The 14,539-nt window shown below is 68.0% G+C and carries 13 protein-coding genes and 1 pseudogene; 11 read left to right on the top strand and 3 right to left on the bottom strand.

Features of this window, described 5'->3' with window-relative positions; translation table 11 throughout:
* The first annotated feature begins 10 nt into the window (after nt 1–10).
* From ACN9M6_RS03100 to ACN9M6_RS03080, 5 genes are read left to right on the top strand one after another with little or no spacing between them, the layout of a single operon-like run.
* The gene (locus ACN9M6_RS03100; RefSeq protein WP_419161592.1) at nt 11–883 is read left to right on the top strand and encodes a branched-chain amino acid ABC transporter permease; all 873 of its coding nucleotides are present in this window, start codon (nt 11–13) and stop codon (nt 881–883) included.
* A gap of 25 nt (nt 884–908) precedes the next feature.
* Nucleotides 909–1,970, top strand: coding sequence for a branched-chain amino acid ABC transporter permease (locus tag ACN9M6_RS03095; RefSeq protein WP_419161447.1), 1,062 nt, complete (start codon nt 909–911; stop codon nt 1,968–1,970).
* 26 nt (nt 1,971–1,996) lie between these two features.
* Complete coding sequence (locus ACN9M6_RS03090) at nt 1,997–3,208, top strand: ABC transporter substrate-binding protein (protein ID WP_419161446.1); 1,212 nt, start codon at nt 1,997–1,999, stop codon at nt 3,206–3,208.
* Between the two features lie 22 nt (nt 3,209–3,230).
* Nucleotides 3,231–4,022 (top strand): ABC transporter ATP-binding protein, encoded by a 792-nt coding sequence (locus ACN9M6_RS03085; protein ID WP_419161591.1) that lies wholly within the window; start codon nt 3,231–3,233, stop codon nt 4,020–4,022.
* A complete protein-coding gene (locus tag ACN9M6_RS03080; protein WP_419161445.1) occupies nt 4,019–5,257 on the top strand; it encodes a phenylacetate--CoA ligase family protein in 1,239 nt (412 codons plus the stop codon). The genes ACN9M6_RS03085 and ACN9M6_RS03080 overlap by 4 nt, the downstream gene beginning before the upstream one ends.
* Here ACN9M6_RS03080 and ACN9M6_RS03075 read toward each other — a convergent pair.
* Entirely contained in the window at nt 5,254–6,570 is a 1,317-nt protein-coding gene (locus tag ACN9M6_RS03075; protein ID WP_419161444.1) for an amidohydrolase family protein, read from the bottom strand. The genes ACN9M6_RS03080 and ACN9M6_RS03075 overlap by 4 nt on opposite strands.
* A 173-nt stretch (nt 6,571–6,743) precedes the next feature.
* On the opposite strand from ACN9M6_RS03075, the pseudogene ACN9M6_RS03070 reads away from it, so the two are divergent.
* Both ACN9M6_RS03070 and ACN9M6_RS03065 read left to right on the top strand, forming a co-directional pair.
* Nucleotides 6,744–7,097: pseudogene (locus ACN9M6_RS03070) on the top strand (AAA family ATPase); the annotation flags it as partial.
* A 221-nt stretch (nt 7,098–7,318) separates the two neighbouring features.
* The gene (locus ACN9M6_RS03065) at nt 7,319–7,990 is read left to right on the top strand and encodes an ATP-binding protein (RefSeq protein WP_419161443.1); all 672 of its coding nucleotides are present in this window, start codon (nt 7,319–7,321) and stop codon (nt 7,988–7,990) included.
* Between the two features lie 11 nt (nt 7,991–8,001).
* Here the strand turns inward: ACN9M6_RS03065 and ACN9M6_RS03060 are convergent, their stop codons facing one another.
* The gene (locus tag ACN9M6_RS03060) at nt 8,002–8,823 is read right to left on the bottom strand and encodes a TauD/TfdA dioxygenase family protein (protein WP_419161442.1); all 822 of its coding nucleotides are present in this window, start codon (nt 8,821–8,823) and stop codon (nt 8,002–8,004) included.
* Nucleotides 8,824–9,061: 238 nt separating this feature from the next.
* Between ACN9M6_RS03060 and ACN9M6_RS03055 the strand changes: the two genes are divergently transcribed.
* Nucleotides 9,062–9,553 carry a cupredoxin domain-containing protein gene (locus ACN9M6_RS03055; RefSeq protein WP_419161441.1) on the top strand — a complete coding sequence of 164 codons (492 nt, stop codon included), beginning with the start codon at nt 9,062–9,064 and terminating at the stop codon, nt 9,551–9,553.
* A 34-nt stretch (nt 9,554–9,587) separates the two neighbouring features.
* A complete protein-coding gene (locus ACN9M6_RS03050) occupies nt 9,588–11,012 on the top strand; it encodes a cytochrome-c peroxidase (protein ID WP_419161440.1) in 1,425 nt (474 codons plus the stop codon).
* A gap of 19 nt (nt 11,013–11,031) precedes the next feature.
* Here the strand turns inward: ACN9M6_RS03050 and ACN9M6_RS03045 are convergent, their stop codons facing one another.
* Nucleotides 11,032–12,234 carry a TlpA family protein disulfide reductase gene (locus ACN9M6_RS03045; RefSeq protein WP_419161439.1) on the bottom strand — a complete coding sequence of 401 codons (1,203 nt, stop codon included), beginning with the start codon at nt 12,232–12,234 and terminating at the stop codon, nt 11,032–11,034.
* Nucleotides 12,235–12,542: 308 nt separating this feature from the next.
* Here ACN9M6_RS03045 and ACN9M6_RS03040 point away from each other — a divergent pair, with 308 nt between their 5' ends.
* Both ACN9M6_RS03040 and ACN9M6_RS03035 read left to right on the top strand, forming a co-directional pair.
* On the top strand, nt 12,543–13,706 hold the full coding sequence (locus ACN9M6_RS03040) for a Gfo/Idh/MocA family protein (RefSeq protein WP_419161590.1): 1,164 nt from the start codon (nt 12,543–12,545) through the stop codon (nt 13,704–13,706).
* The gene (locus ACN9M6_RS03035; protein ID WP_419161438.1) at nt 13,676–14,539 is read left to right on the top strand and encodes a hypothetical protein; all 864 of its coding nucleotides are present in this window, start codon (nt 13,676–13,678) and stop codon (nt 14,537–14,539) included. The genes ACN9M6_RS03040 and ACN9M6_RS03035 overlap by 31 nt, the downstream gene beginning before the upstream one ends.

Here is a 14,539-nt window from a genome sequence, read left to right as displayed (position 1 = left end):
CGTGAACCCCCTGGACGTCTTCCTCCAGCTCACGGTCACGGGCCTCGGCACGGGGATGATCTACGCCCTCGCGGCGGTGGGGTTCGTCGTCATCTACAAGGCGAGCGATGTCATCAACTTCGCGCAGGGCGATCTGCTCCTGTTCGGGACGTACCTCATCTTTTTCTTCCTCGTCCAGGTCGGACTGCCGTGGACGGTTGGCGTGCTCCTCACGATGCTGGTGGCGGCGGCCATCGGCCTCGCCGTCGAGCGGGCCGTGCTCCGGCCGCTGATCGGCGAGCCCATCATCTCGATGATCATGGTGACGATCGGGCTGTCGAGCGTCCTGCGGGCAATCGTCCACGGGATCTGGGGGCCGCAGCCGCGCACGTTCCCGTCCTTCCTGCCCGAGGGCGAGGTGATGCTGGGATCGGCTGTGGTGAGCGCGGACAGGCTGGTGGCGATCCCGCTCGCGCTCGGACTGCTGGCGGGACTGGCGCTCTTCTTCCGCCGCACGCGGAGCGGGATCGCCATGCGGGCGATCGCAGACGACCAGCAGGCTGCCCTGAGCATGGGGATCAGCATTCCGCGCGTCTTCGCGATGGCGTGGGCCCTGGCGGGGATAACGGCCGCGATCGGGGGCATGATGCTCGGCAACATCGTCGGCGTAAGCCCCAACGTCGCCAACGTCGGCCTGCGTGTATTCCCCGTCGTGATCCTGGGCGGACTCGACTCGATCCGGGGGGCGGTCGTGGGCGGGGCGATCATCGGGCTGCTCGAAATCTACGCCGGTGGCTATATCGGCCACGGGCTCAACCTCATCGTCCCGTACGTCGCGCTGATCGTGCTGCTCATGGTCCGCCCGTACGGACTCTTCGGCAGGGAAATCATCGAGCGGGTCTAGGTCGACCGGCGCAAGGAGGATCCCTTTGGAGTGCGGCGTTTTTCATACGGACTATCGAACCGATATCGGGCTCCGGCGCGTGCCGGCGGAGCGCGCCCGGCTCGGGCTGTTCGTGGCCGCTCTCCTCGTCTTCCCCTTCCTGGCTACCCCGTACGCGCTCAACCTGGCCAACCAGATCGCCATCGCGACCATCGGCGCGCTGGGGCTGAACATCCTGGTCGGCTATACGGGGCAGATCTCGCTCGGCCAGGGTGCGTTCATGGCGGTAGGGGCGTACACCTCGGCGCTACTGACGCTGAGGCTCGGCCTTCCGTGGGGTGTGAGTATTGTCTGCGCCTGTCTCACGACCGCTGCGGTCGGCGTCTTCTTCGGCCTTCCCTCCCTGCGCCTCAAGGGGCTCTACCTCGCGATCTCGACACTGGCCGCGCAGGAAATCGTCGAGTGGATCGTCACGCACTGGACCGCGCTCACAGGTGGGGTCGAGGCCCTCGTCGCGCCCGCGCCGCAGCTTTTCGGCCAACGGCTGAACACGGACTTCGCCTTCTACTGGCTCGCGGCGGTGCTCGTGGGCGCCACGGCGCTGTTCACGGCGAACCTCTTCCGTTCACGCATCGGTCGCTCGTTCGTCGCCGTGCGCGACCAGGATATCGCCGCGAGTGTGATCGGCGTGGACGTGTTCCGGACCAAGCTCCTGGCGTTCGCCACCTCGTCGTTCTTCGTCGGACTTGCCGGAGCCCTCACGGCGTACTATCGCAACATCATCTCGTGGGAGCGCTTCACACTCGACACGAGCATCCTGTACCTGGCGATGATCATCGTGGGAGGCCTGGGGACGATCCGCGGCTCGCTGTTCGGGGCGGCGCTCATCACCCTTCTCCCCGCCATGATCACGACCCTCGGGCGGGAACTGCAGCAGTCGGCGCCCGCTGTCGCGGCCCAGTTGCCGAACGTGCAGCAGGCCGTGTTCGGGCTCGTCATCATCCTCTTCCTCGTATTTGAACCTGAAGGTCTGTCCAAACTGTGGCGCAACGTGAAAGACTACTTTTACGTGTGGCCCTTCGCGTATCGTCGCGGGGAAGGCCGTTGACCACGAGCCGAAACAGGTGTTCGGACATGCGTTTCAACCGATCGGGAATCTTCAGCAGGGCCCGCGCGGCGGGCTGCCTCGCGGTTGTCCTCGCGCTTGCGGCATGCGGAGGCTCGAGGGAAGCGGCGGAAGACGAGATTCTGATCGCGGCCATCTTCGACCTCACGGGTCCGACGGCCGACGTGGGGCTGGACTACGCCGACGCGGTGCGGGGGCACGTGGAGTGGCTCAATGCCCGCGGCGGCATCCGCGGCCGGCCGGTCCGCCTCATCTATCAGGACTACGGCTATCAGGTCGACCGGGCGGAGCAGCTGTATACGCAGTTCGTGCAGGAAGGCGCCCTCATCTTCATGGGCTGGGGCACCGGCGACACCGAGGCTCTGCGACTCAAGATCACCGAGGACCGCGTCCCGTTCGCCTCGGCCTCGCTCTCGCATGTGCTCGGCAACGCGGAAGAATCGCCCTACAACTTCCTTGTCGCGACGAGCTACAGCGATCAGTTCAGGATCGTGCTCCGCTGGATCGCCGCGGACCATCGGGCGAAGGGCGGGCAGGAAAACGCGCAGGTCGCATTCATGCATAGCGCGAGCCCGTTCGGCCGGTCGCCCTGGGTGCAGGGGGGCGAGGACTACGCGAGTGAGATCGGGGTGGATGTCAGGCCCTATGAGATGCCGCGGGGCGCGACCGACTACACGGCGGAGTTCTCGCGTATCAGCCAGTCGGGCGCCACCTATGTCGTGTTTCAGAACACGTCGGCCCCCGCGGCGGTCGCTCTGAGAAATGCCCGCGGTCTGGGGGTCGACGCCACCTTCGTGTGCCTCAACTGGTGCGCCAACGCCCTCCTGATGCGGCTGGCGGAGGGCGCCGCCGACGGCGTGATCGGTGCGATCCCGTGGACCCCGCTCACCGACGACGTGCCGGGGGTCCGGGACATCCGGGCCTATCTGGAGTCCCGGGGTGAGGACTACAGTGAGAAGACGAACGCGTACACGCAGGGGTGGTGGACACTGAGCGTGTTCGTCGAGGGCATCAGACGGGTGATCGACTCGGGGCAGGAACTGACCGGCGAGAACATCAAACGAGCCCTCGAAACAATCGAAGGGCTCGACACCGGCGGTGCGGGGCCGCCGCTCACGTTCACCCCGAGCGACCACCGGGGCTCGAAGGGACTGCGACTCTTCCGTGCCGAGGACGGAGTCTGGTCACCGGTGACGGAGGTTCTGACTGCGCCGTCCTGATCCGGAAACACCTGTGAGCGCCTTGCTGGAACTCAACAACGTCGAGGTCCTCTACGACGACGTGATCCTCGTGCTGCGGGGACTGTCGCTAGAGGTGGCGGAGGGCCATATCGTCGCGCTGCTGGGGTCCAACGGTGCCGGCAAGACGACGACGCTGAAGGCGATCTCCGGTCTTCTCGGGGTCGAGGACGGCGAGGTCACCGACGGCTCCATCCGCTTCGACGGCCGCGAGATTCACGGGCTGCCGCCGGAGCGCATCGTGCGGGAGGGCATCTTCCAGGTCGTGGAGGGTCGCCATGTGTTCGAGCACCTCACCGTCCACGAGAACCTCCTCGCCGGGGCACACACCCGTAAGGACCGCTCGGCGGTCCCGGCGGATCTGGAGCGTGTGTACGGGTATTTCCCCCGGCTGGGAGAGCGACGCCGCCAGCAGGCGGGCTACCTGTCGGGGGGGGAGCAGCAGATGCTGGCTCTGGGACGTGCGCTGATGGCCCGCCCGCGGCTCATGCTGCTCGACGAGCCTTCACTGGGGCTGGCGCCGATTCTCGTGGAGGAGATCTTCGAGATCATCCGGCGGATCAACCGGGAAGAGGAGACGACGATCCTTCTCGTGGAACAGCACGCGCGGATTGCCCTCTCGATCGCCGACTATGGCTACGTCATGGAGTCGGGCCGCGTGGTCCTCGAAGGGGCCGCCCAGGCGTTGAGCGAGAACGAGGATGTGCGCGAATTCTACCTCGGACTCGGTGAGATCGGCCGGCGCTCGTATCGCGATGTCAAGCACTATCGCCGGCGGAAGAGGTGGCTGTCATGAGGCCCGGAAAGCGCCTGTGGGACCCGGCCGCGGAAGCGCCATCGGATTGGGGGGCCGTGCAGGACGCGCTCGCCGACGAGGCGGTCCGCCTGGCTCTCGAACGCAGCCGCGAAGCGTGGGGACGACTGCGGGTGGCAGGGGTCTCGCACCCCGAGCGACGCGGCGTGGAGGGTCTGCGGGCGGTGCCCGTCCTGGAGAAGGACGATCTGCCGGAACTTCAGGCGGCCGATCCGCCCTTCGGCGGGATGCTGGGTGTGGACATCGGGGTGCTGCGGCGCATCCATCAGTCGCCGGGTCCGATCAGCGATCCCGAGGGCCGCAAGGCTGATTTCTGGCGGATGGCCCCCGCGGTCCGGGCGGCCGGGTTTCGCTCCGGTGACGTGGTGCTCAACACCTTCTCCTACCACCTGACGCCCGGCGGACACATGATGGACGCCGGGCTGCGCGAAGCAGGCTGCGTGGTCGTGTCGGGAGGGGTGGGGAATACGGCGGCGCAGGCCGCCTTCGCGTCCCAGGTCGGCGCGACCGGGTATGTGGGGACTCCGCAGTTCCTCCTCGCCCTCCTCGAGCGGGGAAGGGAGGGCGTAATCCCGGCCACGCTGCGGCGTGCGCTCGTCAGCGGCGCGCCCCTGCCTCCGGCGTTGCGCCATCGGCTGGAAAAAGGGCACGGGATCAACGTCTTCCAGGTCTACGGGACGGCCGATGTGGGCGCGATCGCCTACGAGTGCGAGGCGAAGCGGGGATGGCACATCGCCCCCGGCGTGGTCGTCGAAGTGCTGGACCCGGGCACGCGCGAGCCTACCGACCCGAACTCCCCGGGCGAGGTTGTCGTCACGAGCCCGAACCCGGTCTACCCGCTCGTCCGCTTCGGCACCGGTGACCTGTCGGCGTTCATGCCGGACGCGTGCAGTTGCGGGCGAACATCGGCGCGGCTGGCGGGCTTCCTGGGCCGGGTGGGCGAGGGCGTGAAGGTGCGCGGCATGTTCGTGCATCCGCGTCAGCTCGCGAAGACGCTGGGCGCCTGGACGGGCGTGGCGCGGTACCAGGGCGCGGTCACCGCGGAAGACCACCGCGACATTCTCACCGTCTCGGTCGAGGCCCGGGCCGGCCGCTGGCTGGACCTCGATGGACTCGCCGAACGGCTCAGGGAGGCGACCCGGCTCCGTGTGGACGTCCGCGCCGTCGAACCCGGAACGCTCGCGGAGGATGCCGGTCCCCTCGTGGATCTTCGCTAGGAGACCGAGGGCACCCGGTTGCCGGCGATCCAGACGGACTCGATCGCGCGTAGATTCTCCACCCCCGCCAGGGGATCATCGGAGAGGAGGATGAGGTCGGCCCAGTTGCCGGCCTCGATCGTTCCGACCCCCTCGAGTCCGGTGCAGCGCGCGGCGTCGCCGGTGGACGCGACCAGAATCTCCATCGGCGACATACCGGACTCCGCCATCAGGGCGAGTTCCATGTGCTCGAAGTAGCCCTGGAAGCGGGCAGGCGGCCCGGTGTCGGTGCCCATGGCGATCGTGACGCCCGCGTCCGAGAGAGCGCCCAGGTTACGCTGGGCCTGCGCCAGCGCCTCCTTGTAGCGCTGGGCCGACTCACTCTCGCGATAGCGCGCCATGCTCTCCGGCGCGCGCAGCGCTTCCAGGACCGCCGGTTCGGCAGAGGCGAGGAAGAAGTCGTCCGAGAAGAACTCCGGCTCGCTCTCGTACACGAAGGTCGAGACCTCGCGCGTGAGCGTCGGCGAGTAGCAGACGTCAGCCTCGACCAGCCTCGCGGCGAGCCCGTCGTCCACGTCGCGGTCGCGGACGCTGTGCACGATGAAATCGACATCCTGGTCGAGGAGCGCATGCGCATCCTCCAGATAGAACAGGTGTGCCGCCACCGGGAGTCCGAGTTCGTGCGCCCGCTCGATCACCGCCCGGTACACTGCCGGGGGCATCTTGCTTGTCGCGCCGAGGTTGTCGTCGACCCGGATCTTGATGAAATCGGCTCCCATGGCGGCGTTGCCGTCCACCATCTCGAGTGCGGCTCCCGGGGTGTCTCCCGTCACCACCGCTCCCGCCACGAAGAGCCGGGCCCGGTCCAGAGACGGGGTGTCCTGCTCGTCCCGCACCTCGACCCCGGCCGGTTCGTCCCCCCCGAGGCTGACGACGGTGGTCACTCCGTAGTTCGCATACAACTGAAGGTGACGCAGGACGTTCTCGCGCGAATAGTGCCCGCCATCGAGGCCAAGTGTCGCGCCCACGTGGCCGTGCGCGTTGATGAGGCCGGGCACGAGATACTTGCCGGCCGCTTCGAGAACCTCGGCTTCGGCCGGGACCTCGATCTCCGCCGACGGTCCCACGGACTCGATCCGACCGTCCCGCACCACAACCGTCGCGTCGGGCAGGGGTTCCGCGCCGGAGCCATCGATGACGGTCACGCCGACGATGGCGAGGACCGGCGCCCCGGCAGCGTCCGTCGCCGGCGCTTCCCGGTCGACGATGCTACAGGCCCCGATGATCCCCGATGCGAGGAGTACGATCGCCGAAAGCGAGCTGCGTTTCACCATGGTCCGGACTCCTGTGGCGGTGGCTCACCGCGTCCCTCGGGCGAGCGGACCACTATCATAAAGCAAATCCGGCGATCTGTGAAGATCATCGTTATTGAAACCGACAAGTAGACGAAGTTGAAACCAACAAATAGACGATAGCGTAACCGGCAAATAGCCGATATCTTTCGAGCATGTCCCTGAACCCGCCGCTGTACCCCCGTTTGATGGCCCCGGCCTTGCGCGAGGCTTTGTCCGACACCCCCGTCGTATGTCTCGCCGGGCCTCGGCAGAGCGGCAAGACCACGCTCGCCCGCGTCCTGCTACCGGAGCGGTACGTCGTGAGCCTGGACCATCCACCGTATCTCGACGCGGCTTCCGCGGACCCCGCAGGCTTCGTCGCCAGTCTCCCCCGCGAAGTGACAATTGATGAGATACAGCGGGCACCGGGGCTCCTGCCGGTGATCAAACTCTCCGTAGACACGGATCGTCGGCCGGGACGCTTCCTCCTCACCGGCTCCGCCGACCTGCTGCTACTCCCCTCCGTCACCGAGTCACTGGCGGGCCGAATGGAGGTAGTGCGGCTCATGCCGCTGTCGGAGTCCGAGAAGGATCGGCAGCCGGGTCATTTTCTCCGCGACTTCCTCACGGGACAGCTGCTGCCTTCGCTTCGCCCCCGGACGGCGCCGACCGTGCCGGAACTCGCCGCACGGCTGGTCGCAGGGGGCTACCCCGAGCCCCTCACTCGAACTCCGGCGCGCGCTCGCCAATGGCACCGTCAGTACGTGCGAAGCATCGTGGACCGGGATGTCCCGGATGTGTCGAACGTCGGGTTGCCGATCAGGCAGGTCGCCTCCTGGAGTTGGTCGCGGTCCGCAACGGCGAACTGTTCAACGCCAGCGGTCTGGCGCGCGACCTCGGCCTGCATCGCGAGACGGTGTCCGAGTACGTCTCCGTCCTCGAGCGCCTCTTCCTCGTTCGGCGGCTGCTCCCTTGGCACCGCAACCCTGGGAAACGCCTGGTGAAGGCGCCGAAGATCCACCTGATCGACAGCGGCCTCGCAGCCACGCTGGCCCAGCTGTCTGCGGCGGAGTGGCTCACGAAACGGCAGCGTATGGGGCACCTTCTCGAGTCCTTCGTCGTGCACCAGTTCGTGACGCAGGCCGGCTGGACGGAGCCCGATGTCCGTTTCTGGCACTACCGTGACAAGGACGGGCGTGAGGTGGACCTGGTGATTACGCTCGGGTCGCGTACCTGGGGCGTCGAGGTGAAAGCAGCGAGTTCGCCGGGGCGGTCGGCGGGCCCGGGGCTGAGACGCCTCGCGGCGCTGTGCGGAGGTGACTTCGAGGCCGGGATCGTGCTGTACAACGGCAGCGACATCCTGCCGCTCGCCGAAGAGAAGATGCTGGCCGTTCCCCTGCGCGAACTCTGGGCGCGGTAGGTCGGTCGAGGCTAGACCGGGCGCTCGCCGCGGATTGTGACGCGGTAGCCGGAGCGCACGGCGGGGTAGTAGTCCCAGATCGCGTGGTGCTGGGTGCAGCGGTTGTCCCAGAAGGCGATCGAGTTCCGGCTCCAGCGGAACCGGCAGTGGAAGTCGGGCCGCTGCACGTGGCGGAAGAGGAAATCGAGCAGTGCCTCGCTCTCGCCGCGGGGGACCCCCACGATGCGCACGGTGAACATCTGGTTCACAAACAGCGCCCTCCGCCCGGTCACGGGGTGGGTCCGGACCACGGGGTGCTCCGACGCCGGGTATTCGCGGCCCCCGTCGTCGCGTCCGATGAGCCGGTTCACTTCCCGGTAGTAGGGCCCGCCTTCGTGGACGGCGGTGAGGCCGTCAAGCAGTGTCTTCATGCGGTCGGACATCGCTTCGTACGCGGCGTACATGCTCGCGAACAGCGTGTCTCCCCCGGTCGCCGGCACGGTGTGCATGCGAAGGATCGAGCCCATGGGGGGCGTGGGATCGCAGGAGACGTCCGAGTGCCAGCGTTCGCCCGTCGCCCGCACCGAGTTCTCGTCCGCGTGGATCCTCATGACCTCGGGGTGCCCCTCGAGTCCGGGATCGTTCGGGTGGACGACGAGTTCCCCGAACCGGGCCCCCAGCGCCTTCTGGCTCTCGATGGAGATGTCCTGGTCCCGGAAGAAGAGGACGCCGTGCGCCATCAGGGCGTCGCGGATGGCCCCGAAACCAGCGTCATCGAGAGCCCCCAGATCCACGTCTTCGACCTCGGCGCCGATCAACGGCGTGACCCGGCGGATGGTGGGAATCGTTCGCATGCCGGCGAATCTCGGGTACATCCGCCGCCGTAGCAACGCCCCGCCCCGGAGCCCGGAGTGCCCTGTCGCACCACGCGCACCGGAACCTCCCCGATGGAGGGCGGGTAGCCATGCAAACCGCCGGAGGTTGCCTTGAGTATGCAGGTCGCATCATTTTTTGGGGTCGGACTCAGGGGGTCGGGCGCCCCGATCTCGAACCGGCGCGATCCGACGAAGGCGGTATCCAGGAGGGTCTTGAATGAGGGGTCGTTGGCCAGCCCTGCTGTTCGCGATGGTCGTTGCCTTGAACTGCGGAGGCGACGGTTCCGGCGGAGACCCGGTCGGTATGCCTACCACGAATCCGCCCGCGCCGCCTCCGCCCCCCGGGCCCGCGCCGCCCCCGCCGCCGCGACCCCCCCCCCCGCCGCCGACGCGGGTGGAGCCGCCGTTCGGTTCGGACGCGAACTTCGACATCCAGGACGACACCTTCGTCGACCCGGATGGGAATCACGACCAGGAAGGTCATGTGTCGGTCAGACGCAGCGCCACCATCACATGGACGCAGAACGGCACGAACATCCATCGGGTCGAGTTCAGCAAGGTGCCGAAAGACGCCCCGTCGCCCGACAGCAAGGATCTGAGACCGGGCACGATCTGGGAGTTCGTTCCCAAGGTCGAGGGGGAGTACGTGTTCTTCTGCCGCTATCACGAGTACATGATGGACGTGCGAATCACAGTGGCAACGCCCTGACCGCTTCTCCCGAGCCTTGCGTGGAATCGCTCACGTGCTGAATCGCACCCGGATGTCGTTCGCGTTGGTGGTCGCGGGAATCCTGCTCGGATTCGGGGCCTGCGGAGATGGTTCCGTCTCGCCGCCGGACCCGCCCGCTCCGCCGCCGGCGCCCCCGGAGCCGCCGCCACCACCGCCGCCGCCTTCTCCGGCGGAAGTGCGGGCCATGCTCATCGACACGGTCCGCCTGCTCGTCGATCACCGGAACCTCGACCCCCTCGAGCCGGCCCCCGGGGTGCGGCCGGAACTCGTCGAACTGGGACGAGCCCTGGCTTTCGACCGGATCCTGAGCGGGAACCGGGACCTCTCGTGCATGACGTGTCACCTTCCGAGCTTCGCGACGGGGGACGGCAGGTCGCTGTCGATCGGCGTGGGAGGAAGCGGGCTGGGGCCGGATCGCACGCACCCCGACGGAGAATTCATCCCGCGGAATTCGCCCGCCCTCTTCAACCTCCACCTCTCCACCCAGTTCTTCTGGGACGGCTTCGCGGAGGAACTTGAAGGTGGATCGATCTCGTCCGAGGCCGGGGACCAGCTGACGCCCGAGATGCAGGCGGTGCTCGAGTTCGGCGCGCTGTCGGCGCAGCCCATGTTCCCGGTCGTGCGACGAAAGGAGATGCGGGGTCTGGGCGACGAGAACGAACTGGCGGCGCTCGGCGATGAGGACTTCACCGGCGTCTGGGCGGGACTCATGGCCCGGCTCGGGGGGATGCGCGAGTACCGGGAGATGTTCGAAGCGGCCTACCCGGGGACGACCTTCGACGCCATGACCTTCGCGCACGCCGCGAACGCGATCGCGGGCTTCTATGTGTCTGAACTCACCTTCATCGACACGCCGTGGGACCGTTTCCTGAAGGGAGACGACGACCAGCTCAGTGACTCGGCGCTGCGGGGTGCGAAGAGCTTCATGACGATCCGCTGTATGCAGTGCCACGATACGGACCAGTTCGACGACCGCAACAACGAGCATCACAACGCGGCGATCCCGCAGATCGGCCCGGGACTGGGGGACGGCCCCGGCGGGAACGACGACTTCGGGCGCGAGCGGGTGACGGGAGACCCGGCGCACCGGCGCCTCTTCAAGACGCCCCCGATGCGCAACGTCGAATTGACGGCCCCCTACGCCCACGCGGGCCAGTTCGCCACGCTCAAGGCGATCGTCGTGCACTACGACAGCATCGACAGCCGGCTGATGGAGTACGACGTGTCGCAGGTTGAGCCCGCGCTCCAGTCCACTCTGCTCAGCAATTTCTCCGAGATCCTGGCCACACGGGACACGATTCTGATCCCGATCACGTTCGACGACGCGGAGGCGGACGACCTGGTCGCGTTCCTCGAGTCGTTGACGGATGAGGCCGCGCGCGACCTGTCGCACCTGGCGCCGGCCAGCGTCCCCAGCGGGCTGCCCATCGACAAGTAGCCGAGGTCAGCGGCCGAGGTCAGCGATCCCCGCCGAGGAGGGTCCGGATCACCCGTTCGAGTTCCCGTGCCTGGGCTTCGGGATCCCCCAGCGTCGGATTTCGGACGAGCGCGAGATCGCCCCGGGGGTCCACCACGTACAGCGCCGGGACTGAGACGAGCTTGTAATCGGACGCGATCCGTTCCGCGCGCACAAGCACTGCGGCCCCAAGACCCCATTCCCGCGCTGTCTCACTCGCATCGATCTCCGGGCTCTCCCACGCATTGAGCGCCAGGAACCGTACGCCCTCGCCCGCCCACCCGTCCGACAGGGCGGCAAGCGGGGCCGCAAGGTCGCGGCAGGGGGCACACCAGCTCGACCAGACGTTCAGCACCACGATGTCGCCCCGCAGTTCCGAGAGACGGAGTGTCGATCCATCGCCGGCCTCGAGGGTCCAGTCGGGCGCCGGGATCCCGGCCTCGATCGGGCGGGCGTCCTCGTCGATCACCTGGCCGGCCTCCGGGTCGGTCACGTCCATCCGGATTGCGAGTTGATCGGGCGAAATGAACGGATCGACCTGCAACTCGCGGACCTCGAACGCGAGCGTCCCGCTGCCGTCGGCCGCCTCCCAGCGGAAGGCCCGGGGCAGGTCGTCCTCGACCCCGATATGCCACCACACCCGTGCGGCCCCGAACTGGTCCGTCTCGCCGCGCAGCACGTCGCAGAGAACGCCGTCGACCGTCTCCTGACTCACGAGTTCCAGGTCGCCCGCCAGTTCCGCCTCGAACGGGTGCGGGTCCGTAAGCGCGGAAGGGACCGCGAACGGGGCGTTCGCGACGAGGTGGCCCGAACCTCCCGAGACGGTGCCGTAACTGAACCGCGCGAGCGCTTCGTCGTGGGCCGCGATGTGATCGCCTCCCCCGGACAGGACGAGGGCAGGGGGCGGGTCGTCGTCCTGCGCAGCGGGGATCCACGACGGAGACGGCCGAAGTTCGGCCAGGTAGAGGGGAGGTTCGTCTGCCGGCCGGACCAGCGTGACGCTTCCCGTAAACGATCCAGCGGCGCTCCCCGTCCCTTCGTACGAGTACTGGTAGGTGACGCTCGACAGGCCCTGGATAGCCGCTGCCGCGTCGAGCAACCGGTCCCGCCCCGTCGTGGCATCCGCGCACGAGGCGCACACGGCGGCGGCGAGACCCGCAACGGCACCGAGCCCCGACAGTTGCCTCACGCTGTCCCGCATCATGTTTGCGATCTTCTCCCCGGCGCTCCGAAGTTAACGCAGTCCAAGGTAAACCGTCCGCGGAAGAAGAAGCACATGAGAGACGCATCGAACAGACCAGGCGAAGCATCGTCACGCGGCGTGGATCGGCGGACTCTGCTCAAGCTGGGTGCCCTGGGCGCGGGCGCGGCCGTGCTGTCCGGATGTCGCGCGCGCGGCGATGAGACGTCAGCGGATGGACCGCGGGGCGGTGACGCGGCCCCCGAGACACTGTTCGCGGCGCCCCCGATCGAGACGATAAGGATCGGCTTCGTCGGGATCGGGGGCATGGGATCGGTTCACGTCCGGAATCTCCTCGACATGGAAGGGGTCGAGCTGACGCGCTGTGCGACATCCGGCCCGAACACGCGGAGCGGGCGCGAGACTGGGTGGTCGAGGCAGGGGGGCCCGAACCGACGCTCTACACGCGGGGGGAGACCGACTTCATCCGGATGTGCGAAGCCGAGGACCTCGATCTCGTGTACACGGCTACGCCGTGGCGGTGGCATGTACCCGTCTGCGTGACGGCGATGGAACACGGGAAGCACGCGGCGACCGAAGTCCCGGCGGCCTATTCCCTGGAGGACTGCTGGCGGCTGGTGGAGACGGCCGAAGCGACGGCCCGGCACTGCGTGATGATGGAGAACGTGAACTACGGTCGCTGGGAGATGATGGTCTTCCACATGGTACGGCAGGGAGTCTTCGGGGAGATCCTGCACGGAGAGGGCGGCTATCTGCACGACCTGCGCGCGATCAAGTTTGCCGACAGCGGCGAAGGGCTGTGGCGCCGGGAACACTCGAAGGTGCGGAACGGGAACCTCTATCCCACACACGGCCTGGGGCCCATCGCCAACTGCATGGATATCAACCGGGGAGACCGCTTCGATTATGCGGTCTCGATGAGCGGTCCATCGCGCGGCCTGCAGGACTTCGCGCGCGCGCACTTCCCGGAGGGCACGCCGGAACGCCGGGAGACTTTCGTGCTCGGCGATGTGAACGTCACGCTCATCAAGACCGCCCTGGGACGCACGATCTACGTGTCTCACGACACGAACCTCCCGCGCCCCTACTCGCGGATCCACCTCGTCCAGGGCACTCGCGGCCTCTTCCAGGGCTATCCCGAGCGGGTCTACATCGAGGGCCGGAGCGAGGGGCACCGCTGGGACGAGGCGGAAGATCACCGGGAAGAGTACGAGCACCCGCTGTGGCGTGAGATGGCCGGGGCCGGAGCGGGGCGGGGACACGGGAGCATGGACTACCTGGAGGACTACCGTCTCATCAAGTGTCTTCGTGAGGGATTGCCCACGGACATGAACGTCTACGACGCGGCGGCGCTGTCGGCGGTGTGCGCGGTGAGCGAGTCGTCCGTGGCGAACCGGAGCCGGCCGGTCGACGTGCCTGACTTCACCCGCGGACGGTGGGAGACGTGGCCGCAGCTCGACGTCGTCGGCGCCTGAGTCACGGGAGGGGCCGGCGGTCCCTCGCCGCGCGTGTGCGGCGCAGCCTGGTCGCCCTCACCTTGACCGGGCTGGCCTGTGTGGCTGCCTACGCGGGGTTGCGCTCCGCGGGATTCCGCCCCCGGTGGGAGGTCGAGGCACCAGCCTCGGTTACGCCGGGTGAACTTCCGGGCCGCGGCGCTGCCGCGCTCTCGCCGCAAGCCGCTGCCCCGCCCCCGACCGTTGTACGCGTGGAGGCCGACCCACCGCTGCCGGAGTATGGTCGGCCCGCTCAGGGCCGGTTCGAGCGCATCGAGTTCGAGACCTACGGCGACGGCCGCCCGGTCCGCTCGAACTCCGCCGTGGCGGAGGAATGGCGCGCCCTGGGTCTTGTCCTGTCCTTCGAGTCGTACACCGCGGATGCCCCTTCGCCGCATGTCCTCGACGCGCGCGGATACCTCCCCGAGCACGCGTCCATGCACGCGCTCGGCCCCCCTCTGTCAGGCGATCTGGGGCTCGAGGTGGGCGTCATCCATCTCGATTTTCCCGGGCGCCCGCGAAGGGTGGCCTTCACCCTGTTCGGACCCGATCTCATCGACAGCTTCCTGGTGATCGTCTGGAGCGGAGGAGAGCGTCTTCCGGAGGCGACCGCGGCGCACTCACCCGATACGCGGTACGGGACGGACGGAAACCCTGACGCGGGGCAGGCGACGTACAGCCCGGGCGGGCGCGCCCGCTTCCGGGCCGAACTCGTCGTGGTGGGGGCCGCCGGGGGGATCGACCGGATCTCCCTCGACGGCTGGGGCCCGCCGGGGCACATCCTCCTCCTGGATCACCTCGAGATCGACCCTTGA

It is taken from the genome of Candidatus Palauibacter sp. (assembly GCF_965197445.1).
Taxonomy (GTDB): domain Bacteria; phylum Gemmatimonadota; class Gemmatimonadetes; order Palauibacterales; family Palauibacteraceae; genus Palauibacter.
This window is presented reverse-complemented; position numbering and strand designations above follow the sequence as displayed.